This window comes from Nocardia yamanashiensis NBRC 100130, from assembly GCF_001613325.1.
Lineage (GTDB): Bacteria > Actinomycetota > Actinomycetes > Mycobacteriales > Mycobacteriaceae > Nocardia > Nocardia yamanashiensis.
This window is the reverse complement of sequence record NZ_BDCD01000022.1, coordinates 106,693-120,095: the sequence shown is the minus strand read 5'-3', so window position 1 is coordinate 120,095 and position 13,403 is coordinate 106,693. Positions and strand designations below refer to the sequence as shown.

At 68.0% G+C, this 13,403-nt stretch carries 16 protein-coding genes and 1 riboswitch; of the genes, 7 read left to right on the top strand and 9 right to left on the bottom strand.

The genetic code is table 11. The features are described 5' to 3' along the window. A complete protein-coding gene (gene ppa, locus NY1_RS26085; protein ID WP_067718678.1) occupies positions 1-492 on the top strand; it encodes an inorganic diphosphatase in 492 nt (163 codons plus the stop codon). A 67-nt stretch (positions 493-559) separates the two neighbouring features. Here the strand turns inward: ppa and NY1_RS26080 are convergent, their stop codons facing one another. The 3 genes from NY1_RS26080 to NY1_RS26070 form a co-directional block, all read right to left on the bottom strand. After that, a complete protein-coding gene (locus NY1_RS26080) occupies positions 560-778 on the bottom strand; it encodes a hypothetical protein (RefSeq protein ID WP_067718674.1) in 219 nt (72 codons plus the stop codon). 144 nt (positions 779-922) lie between these two features. After that, entirely contained in the window at positions 923-2,491 is a 1,569-nt protein-coding gene (locus tag NY1_RS26075) for an MDR family MFS transporter (protein ID WP_067718672.1), read from the bottom strand. Between the two features lie 102 nt (positions 2,492-2,593). Continuing rightward, positions 2,594-3,415, bottom strand: coding sequence for a crotonase/enoyl-CoA hydratase family protein (locus NY1_RS26070; protein WP_067718669.1), 822 nt, complete (start codon positions 3,413-3,415; stop codon positions 2,594-2,596). A 203-nt stretch (positions 3,416-3,618) separates the two neighbouring features. Between NY1_RS26070 and NY1_RS26065 the strand changes: the two genes are divergently transcribed. The 3 genes from NY1_RS26065 to NY1_RS26055 are packed head-to-tail and all read left to right on the top strand — an operon-like array spanning position 3,619 to position 5,058. Next, positions 3,619-3,939, top strand: coding sequence for a 2-oxo-4-hydroxy-4-carboxy-5-ureidoimidazoline decarboxylase (locus NY1_RS26065; RefSeq protein WP_067718666.1), 321 nt, complete (start codon positions 3,619-3,621; stop codon positions 3,937-3,939). Between the two features lie 40 nt (positions 3,940-3,979). Beyond that, positions 3,980-4,453, top strand: coding sequence for a YbaK/EbsC family protein (locus tag NY1_RS26060; protein WP_067718663.1), 474 nt, complete (start codon positions 3,980-3,982; stop codon positions 4,451-4,453). A gap of 56 nt (positions 4,454-4,509) precedes the next feature. Further along, complete coding sequence (locus tag NY1_RS26055) at positions 4,510-5,058, top strand: flavin reductase family protein (protein WP_067718660.1); 549 nt, start codon at positions 4,510-4,512, stop codon at positions 5,056-5,058. A 1-nt stretch (position 5,059) separates the two neighbouring features. Here NY1_RS26055 and NY1_RS26050 read toward each other — a convergent pair whose 3' ends face one another. Next, positions 5,060-5,683, bottom strand: coding sequence for a LysE family translocator (locus NY1_RS26050; protein ID WP_067718657.1), 624 nt, complete (start codon positions 5,681-5,683; stop codon positions 5,060-5,062). A 145-nt stretch (positions 5,684-5,828) separates the two neighbouring features. Then, complete coding sequence (locus NY1_RS26045) at positions 5,829-6,497, bottom strand: biliverdin-producing heme oxygenase (protein ID WP_067718655.1); 669 nt, start codon at positions 6,495-6,497, stop codon at positions 5,829-5,831. Between the two features lie 184 nt (positions 6,498-6,681). Continuing rightward, positions 6,682-6,795: riboswitch (SAM riboswitch) on the top strand. A gap of 52 nt (positions 6,796-6,847) precedes the next feature. On the opposite strand from NY1_RS26045, the gene NY1_RS26040 reads away from it, so the two are divergent. After that, positions 6,848-8,161, top strand: coding sequence for an aminotransferase class V-fold PLP-dependent enzyme (locus NY1_RS26040; protein ID WP_067718652.1), 1,314 nt, complete (start codon positions 6,848-6,850; stop codon positions 8,159-8,161). Between the two features lie 19 nt (positions 8,162-8,180). On the opposite strand, the gene NY1_RS26035 is transcribed toward NY1_RS26040, so the two are convergent. Genes NY1_RS26035 through NY1_RS26025 form a run of 3 tightly spaced genes read right to left on the bottom strand, consistent with a single transcriptional unit; the run spans position 8,181 to position 9,486 of the window. Continuing rightward, a complete protein-coding gene (locus NY1_RS26035) occupies positions 8,181-8,369 on the bottom strand; it encodes a hypothetical protein (RefSeq protein WP_067718649.1) in 189 nt (62 codons plus the stop codon). Positions 8,370-8,386: 17 nt separating this feature from the next. After that, positions 8,387-8,779 (bottom strand): DUF2752 domain-containing protein, encoded by a 393-nt coding sequence (locus tag NY1_RS26030; RefSeq protein WP_501193565.1) that lies wholly within the window; start codon positions 8,777-8,779, stop codon positions 8,387-8,389. Positions 8,780-8,838: 59 nt separating this feature from the next. Continuing rightward, the gene (locus NY1_RS26025) at positions 8,839-9,486 is read right to left on the bottom strand and encodes a TetR/AcrR family transcriptional regulator (RefSeq protein WP_157762480.1); all 648 of its coding nucleotides are present in this window, start codon (positions 9,484-9,486) and stop codon (positions 8,839-8,841) included. A 121-nt stretch (positions 9,487-9,607) separates the two neighbouring features. Between NY1_RS26025 and NY1_RS26020 the strand changes: the two genes are divergently transcribed. Both NY1_RS26020 and NY1_RS26015 read left to right on the top strand, forming a co-directional pair. Continuing rightward, complete coding sequence (locus NY1_RS26020) at positions 9,608-10,396, top strand: SDR family oxidoreductase (protein ID WP_067718642.1); 789 nt, start codon at positions 9,608-9,610, stop codon at positions 10,394-10,396. A gap of 25 nt (positions 10,397-10,421) precedes the next feature. Then, positions 10,422-11,498, top strand: coding sequence for an NAD(P)H-dependent amine dehydrogenase family protein (locus tag NY1_RS26015; protein ID WP_067718639.1), 1,077 nt, complete (start codon positions 10,422-10,424; stop codon positions 11,496-11,498). Positions 11,499-11,612: 114 nt separating this feature from the next. Here NY1_RS26015 and NY1_RS26010 read toward each other — a convergent pair whose 3' ends face one another. Next, positions 11,613-13,358 carry a copper resistance CopC/CopD family protein gene (locus NY1_RS26010; protein ID WP_067718636.1) on the bottom strand — a complete coding sequence of 582 codons (1,746 nt, stop codon included), beginning with the start codon at positions 13,356-13,358 and terminating at the stop codon, positions 11,613-11,615. Between the last annotated feature and the right edge of the window lie 45 nt (positions 13,359-13,403).

Genomic DNA, 13,403 nt, shown 5'->3' with positions numbered 1-13,403 from the left:
GTGGAGTTCGACGTCACCATCGAGATCCCCCGGGGTCAGCGCAACAAGTACGAGGTCGATCACGAAACCGGACGCGTGCGGCTGGACCGCTACCTGTACACGCCGATGATGTACCCGGCCGACTACGGCTACATCGAGAACACCCTGGGCGGCGACGGCGATCCGCTGGACTGCATGGTGCTGCTGCCCGAGCCCGTGTTCCCGGGTGTGCTGGTCGAGGCCCGTCCGGTCGGCGTGCTCATCATGAGCGATGAGGCCGGCACCGACGAGAAGCTGGTCGCGGTCCCGAACAAGGACAAGCGCTGGGATCACATCCAGGATGTCGAGGACATTCCGGAGTTCCAGCGCAAGGAGATCGCGCACTTCTTCGAGCGCTACAAGGACCTGGAGCCCGGCAAGTGGGTCAAGGTCGAGGGCTGGGAGAACCGCGCCAAGGCGGAGACCCTGGTGACCGAGGCCTACGCCCGGCTGAAGGAGCAGGGCGGCCACTGACAAGGGCCGTGAGTCGCGTCGAAAGGGGCGTGGGTTCGTTCGCGAACCCACGCCCCTTTCCGCTGTCTCAGCCGAGCCAGAGGTCCCAGTTGCCCTGGTCGTCGCGCTGGCAGGTCCAGCGGGTGTAGGCGGTGGCCGGGCTGTCCACATAGTTCTGACCGGCGGCCTCGCACCCGCCGCGGCTGTAGTAGGTGCCCTCGTACACGTCGGCGTGGGCGATCGCGGTCCCGCCCGCGACTACGCCGACGGCGAGCAGTCCGGCCGCCGCAATGGTCTTGATACGCATGGTGTCTCGTTCTCCTCGGCTGGGAGCGGGCCCGCCCGACGCCGCTCGATCGACGAGTTCGACGGTAGGAGAGCGGAACTCGCCGGACAGCCCACCCGAGGGTGTGCATCCGCCCACCCTGCCGGTGAATTCACCCGCGCGCGGTCATTCGCCCGAACCGAGACCGGCGGTGGTGCGCAAGGGGACTTCCTTCCAGAACAGGACCAGGACCAGCGCCACCAGGGTGACCGCGGAGGTGGTGAGAAACACCGTCGACAGCGATTCCGCGAAACCGTCCTGGAAGGCCCGAGCGATCTGCGGCGGCAAATGCTTGATGATGGAACTGTCGCTCAGCACCTTTTCGGTGGGCGCGCTCGAATTCGGCACGGTCACAACGAGTTTCGACTGAATATTGGGCACCAGCCGGGTGAAGAGAATGGACAGGAACACCGCGGCGCCGAGCGTGCCGCCGATCTGCCGGAAGAAAGTCGCCGCGGCGGTGGAGACACCCATATCCTTGGGCGGCAACGCATTCTGCAAAGCCACGATGAGCGGCTGCATGAGATTCCCCAGCCCGAATCCGACGCACAGCATGTACAGCACCACCTGCCAGAACGGCGTATCGGTGCGCAGGTAATGCAGCAGGAACAGGCCGAGCGTGATCATGGCCGCGCCCAGGATGGTGTACGGACGGTAGCGCCCGGTCCGCGAGATCAATTGCCCGGACAGCACCGATCCGAGCATCATGCCGAGCACCATGGGCAGCATCTGCAAACCGCCGAGCATCGGGCTCGCACCGCGCACCACCTGCAAATACTGTGGTAGCAGCAGGATTCCGCCGAACATGCCCGCGCCCACCACGAACGAGATGATCACGCCGAGCGCGAAGGTGCGATTCGCGAAGATGCGCAGCGGAATCAGCGCGGCGTCGCCCATACCGGCTTCCACCGCCACGAATCCGAGCACGCCGAGCCCGCCTATGACGTAACAGAGAATCGATCTCCCACTGCCCCAACCCCATTCGCGGCCCTGTTCCGCGACTATCAGCAGTGGGGTGAGTCCGATGACGAGCACCAGCGCACCCCAATAATCCACGCGGTCACGGGATTTCTCGCGCACCGGCAGCTGCAATACCCGCGTCACCACCGCGAGGGTGAACAATCCGATCGGCACATTGACCAGGAAGACCCAGCGCCAGCCCGCGATACCGAGAATGCTCTCCTGCCCGGCGAACAACCCGCCCAGCACCGGGCCGATCACGCTCGAGGTGCCGAATACAGCCAGGAAATAGCCTTGGTACCGGGATCTTTCGCGCGGGCTCACGATATCGCCGACGATGGTGAGCGCCAGCGACATCAATCCGCCCGCGCCCAAACCCTGAATCGCCCGGAAAATGGCCAGTTCGTACATGTTCTGCGCGAAAGTGCAGAGCAGCGAACCGGCCAGGAAGATGGAAATGGCGGCGAGATAGAAAGGCTTGCGCCCGTACATATCCGAGAGTTTGCCGTACAGCGGCGTGGCCAGCGTGGCGGTGATCAGATAGGCGGTGGTGGCCCAGGCCTGCAGCGCGTAGCCGTCGAGATCGTCGGCGATGGTGCGGATCGCCGTGGAGACGATGGTCTGATCGAGCGCCGCCAGCAGGATGCCGAGCAGCAGCCCGCTGAGAATCACCAGAATCTGCCGGTGGGTGAAGTCGCCTTCGCCGGTCGACTCGCGCACTTCGGATGTAGCCATGAACAACCTCCAGCCCCCGACCAACGATAGGCCGGGGAACCGGAGGTGCACAGTCCTTTTCGCACATCCCCGGAGGCCCGGGGACGAACCCCCGGAGAGTTGTTACTTCCCCTGGAAGCGCGGCGGGCGCTTCTCGAAGACCGCGGTAATGGCCTCGGTGAGATCCTCCGACGGCAGGAACGCGGCGTTCCAGGCCGATACGTAGCGCAGGCCGTCAGCGACCTTGCCGCGGTTCGGCTGATCCAGCACGTCCTTGATGCCCTGCACCACCAGCGGCGGGTTGGCGGCGATCTCGCGCGCCATCTCGTGTGCCGCGTTCAGCACCGCTTCCTGATCCTCGAACACCTCGTTGACCAGGCCGATCTTCTCGGCCCGCACCGCGTCGATGTCCTTGCCGGTGAGCGCGAGCTCACGCACATGCCCTTCGCCGATGATCCCCGGCAGCCGGTGCAGCGACCCGATATCCGCCACGATGGCCACCTTGGCCTCGCGCAGGCTGAACTTGGCGTCCGCACTGGCCAGCCGCACGTCCACGGCCGCGATCAGATCCAGCCCGCCGCCGATGCACCAGCCGGAAATGGCCGCGATGACCGGCTTGCGGCAGTCCGCGACCGCCGTCACCGAGTCCTGCATCTCGCGCACGTGCTTGAGGAAGCCGGTGCGCGGTCCGGCGAGCGCCTTGTCCGCCAGCAGCGGCCCGAACAGCGGGCTCATCGCCGGCAGGTCCAGCCCGTACGAGAAATGCTTGCCCGAACCGGTCAGCACGATGGCCCGGACCTCCGGGTCGGCATCGAGTTCGCGGAAGATGAGCGGCAGCTCGCGCCAGAAGTCCGGGCCCATGGCATTGCCTTTGCCGGGGCCGGTCAGGGTCACCTGGGCGACGTGGTCCTTGCTTTCTACCTCGAAAGCCTTCCAATCGGTCATCGGTCCAGCGTATCGGGCCTGCCGGAGCCCTCCCATCCACCCGCGCCGCCCGGCTCACACGGGCCGGGCGGCTAGAGACCGAGAGGTTTGCTGGGTGGTGTTAAAGCTGTGCTAATTCTGCTGGGACGCACTGTTTTACGCATGGTTGCGGACGCACGATTATCTGGTCCGCACTTGCTATATCCCCAGTGTGTGAGGTCTCGATGTTGATGCATCATGGGGTCGGGCTCGACCGCTTCAACCATCTCTCCCGCCAGCAGGCCATCCACGCCCTCTACGAATGCTGCTGCAATGTCACCTGGGCGGCGAAACTGGCCGACGGCCGTCCCTACCCGAGCTACGCGGCACTACAGACCGCCGCCGAGGCCGAACTCCACGCCCTCTCCCCCACCGATGCGGAGCGAGCCTTCGATTCCTGTGTGCACGAGGCGATCTCGGACCACTCCGTAACGGAGCTGATCCGGGTCACCCAGGCGCGCATCGTGCAAATGCTGGGCCCCGAGGACGGCTACCCCGATTACTGATCCCCCGCACATTCACCGCAATCGCTCTACCCTGGTTGCCATGCGCAGGTCCCTGCCACCCGTCGCGACAAGGGTTTCCGACACCTTGATCCAGCGCGGCCATCACGGGGTGATCGTCACTCAGCCCACGCCCACCCACACCGCGGCCGAGGCGGCGGAGGCGCTGGGCGTGGACGTCGGAGCCATCACCAAATCCCTGGTGTTCCTGCTGGACGAGGATCCGGTGCTGCTGCTGGTCTCCGGCGCGCACCAGGTGCATCTGGAGAACACCGGAAAACGCCTGGAGGGCACCCTGACTCGCGCGCCCGCCGCCATGGTGCGCGAGGTGACCGGGCAGCCGATCGGCGGGGTGGCCCCGCTCGGGCATCCCACCAATCTGCCCACCTTCATCGACAACGCGCTCGCCCGGCACCCCGAGCTGTGGGCGGCCGGCGGTCATCCCACCACGCTGTTCCGCACCACGTTCGGAGAGCTGGTGCGGATCACGGCGGGCCTGGCCATCGACGTGGATTGAGCGAGATTTCTTACAGCCGGGGAATAAGCGGCCGGGGTTGCGCGTAGGTTCGAGGCGTGAGCGATTCTCCGGCGCCCGGGTCCGAGCTACAGGTGCCCGATGATCTGAGCGGTATCACCGCGCAGCAGTATCGGGCGGCCATGCGGCACTATCCGGCGGGCGTCACCATCGTGACGCTGAAGTCCGAGCACGGTCCGGTCGGTTTCACCGCCACCTCGTTCGCCTCGCTCTCGGCCGAACCACCCCTGATCTCCTTCAATATCGCCCACACCTCGTCGAGCATCGCCGCCCTGCGCGCCAGCGACTCCGTGGTGGTGCATTTCCTGGGCGAGCACCAGAAGCATCTGGCGCAGCGCTTCAGCCGCGCCGCCGAGGATCGTTTCACCGACCGGTCGCTCTGGAACACCCTGGAATCGGGCGAGCCGATCCTGCACGGCACGCCGATCTGGGTCCGCGCCACCGTCTACCAGCGCATCGAACTCGGCGATCACGACCTCATCATCGGACTGGTGACCCGCGTCTACGACCACACCCAGGACACCCCCGCCGCGGGCCCCCTCGTCTACTACAACGGGGCCTACCACCGCGCCGAGATCGCCGACTGACTCACGCCGCCGACGCGGCCGTCCCGATACCCAGCGCCGCCAGCACGGCCGCACTCGCCTGTTCCAGCCGCTGCCGCACCCGAGGCCGCCGCAATAGCGCCACCGCCCGCGAGGCAGCGACGGCCAGCAGCACCATTTCGATTGCGGCGACGGTGGATTCGATCGCGCCGAGGGTGAGCGTGTTCGCGAAAGTCACCTGGGTGAGGAACTGCGGCAGCACCGCCAGGTAGAACAACCCGACCTTCGGATTGAGCACACACGACAGCAATCCCGCAGCGAACGCGGAGCGAACCCGGGAATCCGTTTCCGGCGCGGACGTCTCACCCTCCTCGTCCGGCCCGCGCCGCCGCGATAGCAGGGCCCGAACGCCCAGGTACACCAGGTAGATTCCGCCGATCACCTTGAGCGTGCGATAGGCCGTCGCGGACTGCTCCAGCAGCGCCGCCACCCCGGCTGCGACCACCACCGCCCAGACGATCCCGCCCAGTGCCGATCCGAGCGCCGCCGCCACCGCCTGACGTCGGCCGGCCATCGAAAACCGCAGGACCAGAAAGGTATCCGGCCCCGGCGTCAGAGCGAGCAGGACGCACAGGCCGACGAAACTGAGCAGCAGCGGAAGACTCACTCCTCCATGGCAACTCGCCACCGCCCCTGAGCGCAAGCCCATTCCCGGCTTCGCGCGACCCGCTCCGGTGTTTCCCCTGCCCGGCCCATGCGAAAGGCCGCCGACCCCCTGATGAAAAGGTCGACGGCCCTCGGACGTCAGAGATTCAGTTCCGCGTGCTGAATTCCGCGCCGAGCTCACGGAACAGGTCGGTGTTCATGGTGAAGGCCAATCGCGCCTCGTCCAGCACGCGCTCGACCTCGGCGCCCGCGATCGGCATGGCATCGAGGGCCTCGCGGTATTCCCGTTTGAACGCGGCCGGATTCGAGATGCCCTCGAACACGTAGAACCGCACCCCATCGCCCTTCTTGGGCAGGTCCCACAGCTTCTCGGCGGTACCGCGAATGACCTGGCCACCCGACAGATCCCCCAGGTAGCGGGTGTAGTGGTGCACCACGTACCCGGCCGGCCATTCACCCGCGCATTCCTCGATGCGGGCGGCATAGGCGGCGGTGGACGGCAGCGGCGCCAGCTCCTCGCGCCAGTTCGCGCCGCCCAGGTAGTCCAGATCGGCTTCGAGCGCGGCCAGGCGATTCAGCTCGGGACGCACGAACGGGCCCGCGACCGGATCGGAAGCCAGTGCGGCGGAATGCTTTTCGAGCGCCTCGTAAACGAACCAGAGCTGCCCGGTGTAGCGGTAGAAGGCCTGCACCCCGAGCTGTCCGGTGAGCAGATCGCGCATGAAGGTGGAGTGCTCGGCCTCGTTGTGCTGCTGCTCGGTCGCGGTGCGGATGAGCGTCGAGAACGGCGTGGCGGCGTCTACCGTGCTGGTCATGGTCGAGCTCCCTCGTGATCAACTACCGGGCCGCACTCTTTAGGCCACCCTAACTTCGTCTCCGACTGTACGCCTCAGCAACGATCTCGCGATTCGAACTTCGGCACCCTCCCACTCCAACTTTCGGATGATTTTCGCGGCGGGGTTGACAACCACCCGAGGCATCTGCCAGCCTCTCCAATCAGGTCATGAGTACCAGCGTCAAGCCCTGGCTAGCTGGTCGGCAACCCTCCTCCGCGGTGGGGTGCTCCAGGTGACGACCGGGCCGTAGCCCGACCGGGCACGGCAAGCGCGGACTCTCGATCACCTGTTTTCTGATCGCGCGTCCCATTACCCGACGGGATTTCGTGATGACTGCTTTCGCCGACCAGGCCTGTGCCCCGCTCGCCACCGTTTCCGGTCGCGACCTCCAGGTCCCCCTCGTCCAGGGCGGAACCACCACCTACGCCAACTTCGACTACGCCGCCAGCGCCCCCGCCCTGCAGCAGGTCACCGACCGGATCGCGGAACTGCTGCCGTACTACGCCAGCGTGCACCGCGGCGCCGGCTACGCCTCCCGCGTCTCCACCGACTGCTACGAAGCCGCCCGCGGCGCGGTCGCCCGTTTCGTGCACGCCGCCGACGACCAGGTCGTGGTCTTCACCCGCAACACCACCGATTCGCTCAACCTGCTGGCCGGCTGCGTGCCCGGCGACACCGTGGTGCTGGATGTGGAGCACCACGCCAACTTCCTGCCCTGGGAGCGGCACGGCCGCCGGGTGGTGCCGGTCGCGGACACCATCGAGGAGACGGTGCAGCGGCTGGTCGCCGAACTGTGTTCGAAGCCGGCTGCGCTGCTTGCCATTACCGGCGCCTCCAATGTGACCGGCGAACTGCTGCCCATCGAGCGGCTGGCCTGGATCGCGCACCAGTGCGGCACCCGCATCCTGGTCGATGCCGCCCAGCTGGCCCCGCACCGCCGCATCGACCTGCAGACCTCCGGCGTAGACTACCTGGTCTTCTCCGGCCACAAGGCGTACGCGCCGTTCGGCGCCGGCGTGCTGGTCGGCCGCCGGGACTGGCTCGACGCGGCCGAGCCCTACCTGGCCGGCGGCGGCGCGGTCCGCTCCGTCACCACCGACAGCGTCGAATGGGCGCCCGCCCCGCAGCGCCACGAAGCCGGTTCGCCCAATGTGCTCGGCGTGGCCGCCCTCGCCGCCGCCTGCGACGCGCTGGCCGCCATCGACGAGACGACCGCCGTCGAGCACGAGCAGTACCTCACCCACCGCCTGCGCTACGGCCTGAAAACCGTTCCGGGCGTGAACTTCCTGCGTATCTGGCGGGACAGCAGCGATGCGGTCGGCATCGTCGCCTTCACCGTCGACGGCTACGAACCCGCCCAGGTCGCGGCCTATCTGTCCGCCGAGCACGGCATCGGCGTGCGCGACGGCCGCTTCTGCGCCCATCCGCTGCTCGCCCGCCTCGGCGTCGATGCCGCCCTGCGCGCCAGCATCGGCCTCGGCACCACCGCCGCCGATGTGGACCGGCTCGTCGATGCCGTGGCGACGCTGGTCGAATCCGGTCCGAAGTGGAATTACGCGCGCACCGAAGGACATTGGAACCCGGTCCCGGAAACCCGCCCCTTCGGCGGCGGCACCGACGGCGCCGCGCCCTGCGCGATCTGAACCGCTTCGCAGTGGGGTTTCACGGCACGAGGTAGCGGGCGGCGAGTTCCTCGATCAGGGGGTCGCCGTCCGCCACGCTGTCCAGGGTTTCGAGGTCGTCCTGGACGGAGATCTGGCGTGGATCATCCTGATCCGGATCCGGCGCACCGTCCTCGTTCAACTGGCGCAGCAGCTTGGCACGTACACGTTCCTTGAGGGAATCGGTCATATCCAGAGCATTACCGATTACACGGGAGCTAGCCAGCTGCCCCACGGGGTATTTCGGAAAACCGTATAGATAAGGAGAAAGCCCGCGGCCGCCCAGACGGCGTTGCGCGGCAGAATCCGCGGCAGCGCCGGAACGCCCCCGCCGCGCCAGCCCACGACCAGCCAATTCACCCAGTAGGCCAGGAATCCGAGCAGCAGCGGCAACACGAAGATATTGCTCTGGATAGCGTCGAGGATCCGCCCGTCGGTGAGATTGTGCAGGCCACGCAGCCCCCCGCACCCCGGGCACCAGAAACCGGTCAGCGTGTAGAACGGGCACACCCCGTAGGACCCTTCCGAATGCGGATCCCGGAAATGCAGCAGCGCCAGCACCCCCGCCGCCCCCGCCCCGGCGACAACGGGCAGGCTCATGCTCACCCAGCGCGGGCGGGGCCGGGAATCGAGCTCGGTCGAGGCGGTGTCCACGAACATCAACGGTAGCCGCGCGCCCGATCCACGGCCAGGCCGATGACCGGCGCGGTCAGCGAGCCCGCGAGCATATCGATGATTTCTCCCCAGGCATCCACATCCCCGGCGCGGACCTTGCCCGCCTCCACGGCGCGCTCGTGATCGGCGAGCAGCGCGAAAAGCATTGTGGTGAGGGCACGCAACCGGCGCACTCGCAATCGCATCGGCAATGCGGCCAGCTCGCGGTCCAGGCCCTGCATGATCACCCGGACCGAAGTGCGGTCCGCGCCTTCCAGATTCCCGGCGTCGGTGACGATCGGGTGGGTGTGGATCTGCTCCAGGAAACGCGCGTAATGATGCGCCCCGTGCCGCTCCCCGAGCTCGAACATGGGAATGACCAGCGCTTCCAGCAGCCCGTGCACCCCCGGCGGCCGCCCCGAACCGGCTCGTTCGGCAAGCAGTTCCAGCCGGCGCACTTCCAGGGTGGCGAGCCGACGTTCGACCACGGCTTCGATGAGCCCGTCCCGGGAGCCGAAGTGATATTGGATCGCCGAATTGTTCCGTTGTTCCGCGGCCGCGGCGATATCCCGCAGCGGCACCCCCTGCCCGCGCTCGGCGATCAAGCGTTCCGCGGCGGCGATGATCCGCTCCCGCGCGTCTGTCCCTGCCACAGTCTGCAGGGTAGCGGTTCACCAGCGCATAAAGAACTCATCCTTGACAGTTAAGAGCTTGTTCTTAAAGACTGCATGTGACCGCCATCACGAGCGGGCAGCTCTCCGAAGGACTTTCGCCATGATCCTGGACACCTTCCGACTCGACGGCCGGGCCGCCGTCGTCACCGGCGCGGGCCGCGGCATCGGCGCCGCCACCGCGCTCGCCCTCGCCGAGGCCGGCGCCGACGTCGCCATCGCGGCCCGCACCACCGATCAGCTCGAAGAAGTCGCGGGCAAGATCCGCGCGCTGGGCCGGCGCGCGGTCACCGTCACCGCCGACCTGTCCGACCTGTCCGCGGTGAAAGCCTTCGCCGATACCGCCGCCGCGGAGCTCGGCCGCCTCGACATCGTGGTCAACAATGTCGGCGGGACCATGCCCAACACCTTCATGACCAGCACCCCGGAATTCCTCGAGGACGCCTTCCGGTTCAACGTCTCCACCGCCCACGCGCTCACCCAGGCCGCCGTCCCGCACCTGTTGCAAGCCGGCGGCGGGTCGGTGGTCAGCATCAGCTCGATGATGGGGCGCACGTCCGGGCGCGGGTTCCTCGCCTACGGCACCGCCAAGGCCGCGCTCGCGCATTGGACCCGGATGGCCGCCACCGATCTGTCGCCGAAGATCCGGGTCAATGCCATCGCGGTCGGGTCGGTGCTCACCTCGGCGCTGGATGTCGTTGCGCAGCAACCGGAAATCAAAGCTGCCATGGAATCGGTGACGCCGTTGCAGCGACTCGGCGAGCCCTGGGAGATCGCGGCCGCCATCGTGTACCTGAGTTCCCGGGCGGGTGGTTACATCACCGGCAAGGTCCTCGAAGTGGACGGCGGCATCGAGCGGCCCAATCTCGAACTTCCCATTCCCGATCTGTGATCTGTTGCGACACTGAGGATTTGCCATGACATATCGTGTAATCCAATGGAGCACAGGCAATGTCGGCGCCCGCGCCCTGCGCTCCATCATCGCCCGGCCCGAACTCGAACTCGTCGGCGTCTGGGTGTCCAGCGACGCCAAAGCCGGTAAGGACGCGGGCGAACTCGCGGGCCTGGACGTCGAAACCGGCGTCAAGGCCAGTACCGATGCCGACGCGTTGATCGCCCTGCGGCCCGACTGCATCCTGCACACCGCCATGGCCGACGACCGGCTCATGGAATCGGTCGAGGACCTGAAGCGGTTCCTGCGCGCGGGCATCAATGTGGTGTCCAGCAGCCCGGTCTTCCTGCAGTTCCCCTACGGCGTGCTGCCCGACGAGGCCATCGCGCCGATCGTGGCGGCGGCCGAGGAGGGCGGGGCGTCGCTGTGGGTCAACGGCATCGACCCCGGCTGGGCCAACGACTGGCTCCCACTCCTGCTGAGCAGCGGCTCCGAGCGGATCGACCGCATCATCTGCTCGGAGATCATGGACTACTCCACCTACGACAACCCCAAGGTCGTCTTCGACATCATGGGCTTCGGCAGCGAACTCGACGCCCTGCCCATGCTGCTGCAACCCGGCGTCCTCACCCTGGCCTGGGGCAGCGTCATCCGCCAGCTCGCCGCGGCGCTGGATGTCGAACTCGACACCGTCACACAGCATTTCGAACGACTGCCCGCGACCGACAAGATCGTCATCGGCGATCGCACCATCGCCTCCGGCACCGCCGCGGCCCTGCGCTTCCAAGTGCACGGCGTGCGCGACGGCCGCGAGGTCCTCACCCTCGAACACGTCACCCGCCTGCACCCCGACCTGGCCCCCGAATGGCCGCAGCCCACCGGAAAGGGTTGCTACCGCGTGGAAATCCAGGGCGACCCGGACTACCAGCTCGACCTGCAGCTCTACAGCAACGGCGACCACGCGCTGGCCGGGGTGGTCGGCACCGCCGCCCGGCTGGTCAGCGCCATCCCGGCCGTGGTCGAGGCTCGTCCGGGCCTGCTCACAGCGGTCGATCTGCCCCTGACCACCGGCCGCGGCCTGGTCAGCAAGCCCGGGAGCTAGCCCGGAACAGCGGCTGCCCGAGTGATCCGGGCAGCCGCGCCGGTTTCCTCCACACCGGATGGGTGCGGCCACGATCACTACGGCCGGCCGCGGCCGCGACCGCCAAGGCCGTGATCACCACACCCGATATGGAACCGTCGCCGCGTACCCGTTCAGCCGATCCGCCACCACGGTCAGCCGCAGCTGCCACTCGCCCGCAAGCGGCACTCGAACCGGCTGCGACACAAAGTAATCCGGCCCCAGCTCGACCGGCTCCACACGCCGGAAAGGCACCTCGATCGGACCGGCCTGCCCATCGGGAAGCACCAGGCGGCCGGTCACCTCGAGCGCGTCCACCGGAGTCCCCGCCGAATCTCGCAGTCGCACGGTGATTTCCTGCCGCCCACTGTGCGCCCCGTCCACCGAGACCCGCGCCTGGAATGCCCCGACCCGCGCTTCGAGCGTGACGGCAGGATCGTAGGTGTCCTTCGCCGGCGCGACTCCGGTCAGCAGCGCGCTGACCACCAGTACCGATACCTGCGCGGCCAATTCCCATCGCACGGTTCGCGTCCGCCCCCACAGGGCGAATCCGAGGGCCACCGCCACCAGACTCAGTTTCAGCACCAGCAACCGGCCCCACGACGTATCCCACAGCGCCGCAAGCGGTTCCACCGCACGCCACGACTGGAACAGGCCGGTGAGCACCAGCACCGCGACCGCCGCCAGGGCTACCCGGCCGAAGCGCGCCACACGCTCGGCGAGGCCGGGCACCCGCCGCGTCAGCACCAGCAGCGTGACCCCGCCGACCCATACCGCCATCGCCACCACATGCAGCACTGTCGAAATCAGTGCGGCCGTGCGATATTCGCCGCCCACCGCATGTCCCGAGGTCGCCGACGCGATCACCACGAGCGCGGCGGCAACACCGGCCGCCACCCCATACCAGCGACCACCCGCGTGCCGAACCGCACACCAGTGGCCACCGGCACGCCGAACCGCATGCGAGCGACCGCCCACTTGCCGAACCGCATGCGAGCGACCGCCCATTCGCCGAACCACAGACCACCGGCCGCCCATGCGCCGAACCGCCGACCAGCGGCCGCCGACCTGCCGATCGAGACCGACTTCCGCCGCAGGTGCGGGCGATCGCCGGGCCCTGACCCAGCGTGCCCCGGCCACGAGCAATACCACCGCGGCCAGGCAGCGGAGCAGCGCCGACGCACCGGCCACCGAACTGGCGGACCGTATCCACGCCTGCGTCTCGCCCCAGCCCGCCGCACCGGCGAGCCGCCCGGGTGTGGCCGCGAAGACGAGCAGGGCCGACACCGCCGTCGACACCCCACCGACGCGAATCAGTTGCAGGATCCCGCGAGTGCGCAATGCCGGCCGCCACACGAACCGGGCCGCCAGGGGCAGACCCACCGCGAGCACCACGCCCGCGTAACCGATCGCGGTGAGCAGTCGCACCACCGTATCCAGCACCGCCACCAGCGGATCCGGAGGCGGCGCGGTCACCGACAGATCCGGCGGCACGCCCACCCCGAACACGATCGACCCGGCCACCACGTGCCCGTCCGCCGACAGCAGCGACCAGCCCAGCAGGTAGGTCCCGTCGGCCACACCGGCGTGCAGCGGCACCACCACGGTGCGCCCGCCGTCGGCGGTATCGACCTCGCCGAGGTCGACCCGCTCCCCGTCCCGATCCGCCACCGACACCGCGTTCGGCACCACCGTCACCGGCTCGTCGAAAGTCATCGAAACCCGCTCCGGCGCAACCGAAACCGTCGCACCATAGGCCGGAACGGTACCGACCAGCACCGCGTGCGCGGCCGCCGTCCCCGCCCCGGCCCACCCGCACACCAGCACGATCCCCACCGTCACCAGCCAGGACCTGGCGCGGCGCCAGGGTGAACGCAGAGGTCCACC

Bases quoted from the DNA above. Each gene is read 5' to 3' on its own strand.
- NY1_RS26080 (WP_067718674.1), bottom strand. From the start codon at position 778: ATGCGTATCAAGACCATTGCGGCGGCCGGACTGCTCGCCGTCGGCGTA.
- NY1_RS26070 (WP_067718669.1), bottom strand. From the start codon at position 3,415: ATGACCGATTGGAAGGCTTTCGAGGTAGAAAGCAAGGACCACGTCGCC.
- NY1_RS26015 (WP_067718639.1), top strand. From the start codon at position 10,422: ATGACATATCGTGTAATCCAATGGAGCACAGGCAATGTCGGCGCCCGC.
- NY1_RS26045 (WP_067718655.1), bottom strand. From the start codon at position 6,497: ATGACCAGCACGGTAGACGCCGCCACGCCGTTCTCGACGCTCATCCGC.
- NY1_RS26030 (WP_501193565.1), bottom strand. From the start codon at position 8,779: ATGAGCCTGCCCGTTGTCGCCGGGGCGGGGGCGGCGGGGGTGCTGGCG.
- NY1_RS26065 (WP_067718666.1), top strand. From the start codon at position 3,619: ATGTTGATGCATCATGGGGTCGGGCTCGACCGCTTCAACCATCTCTCC.
- NY1_RS26075 (WP_067718672.1), bottom strand. From the start codon at position 2,491: ATGGCTACATCCGAAGTGCGCGAGTCGACCGGCGAAGGCGACTTCACC.
- NY1_RS26035 (WP_067718649.1), bottom strand. From the start codon at position 8,369: ATGACCGATTCCCTCAAGGAACGTGTACGTGCCAAGCTGCTGCGCCAG.
- NY1_RS26040 (WP_067718652.1), top strand. From the start codon at position 6,848: ATGACTGCTTTCGCCGACCAGGCCTGTGCCCCGCTCGCCACCGTTTCC.
- NY1_RS26060 (WP_067718663.1), top strand. From the start codon at position 3,980: ATGCGCAGGTCCCTGCCACCCGTCGCGACAAGGGTTTCCGACACCTTG.
- NY1_RS26020 (WP_067718642.1), top strand. From the start codon at position 9,608: ATGATCCTGGACACCTTCCGACTCGACGGCCGGGCCGCCGTCGTCACC.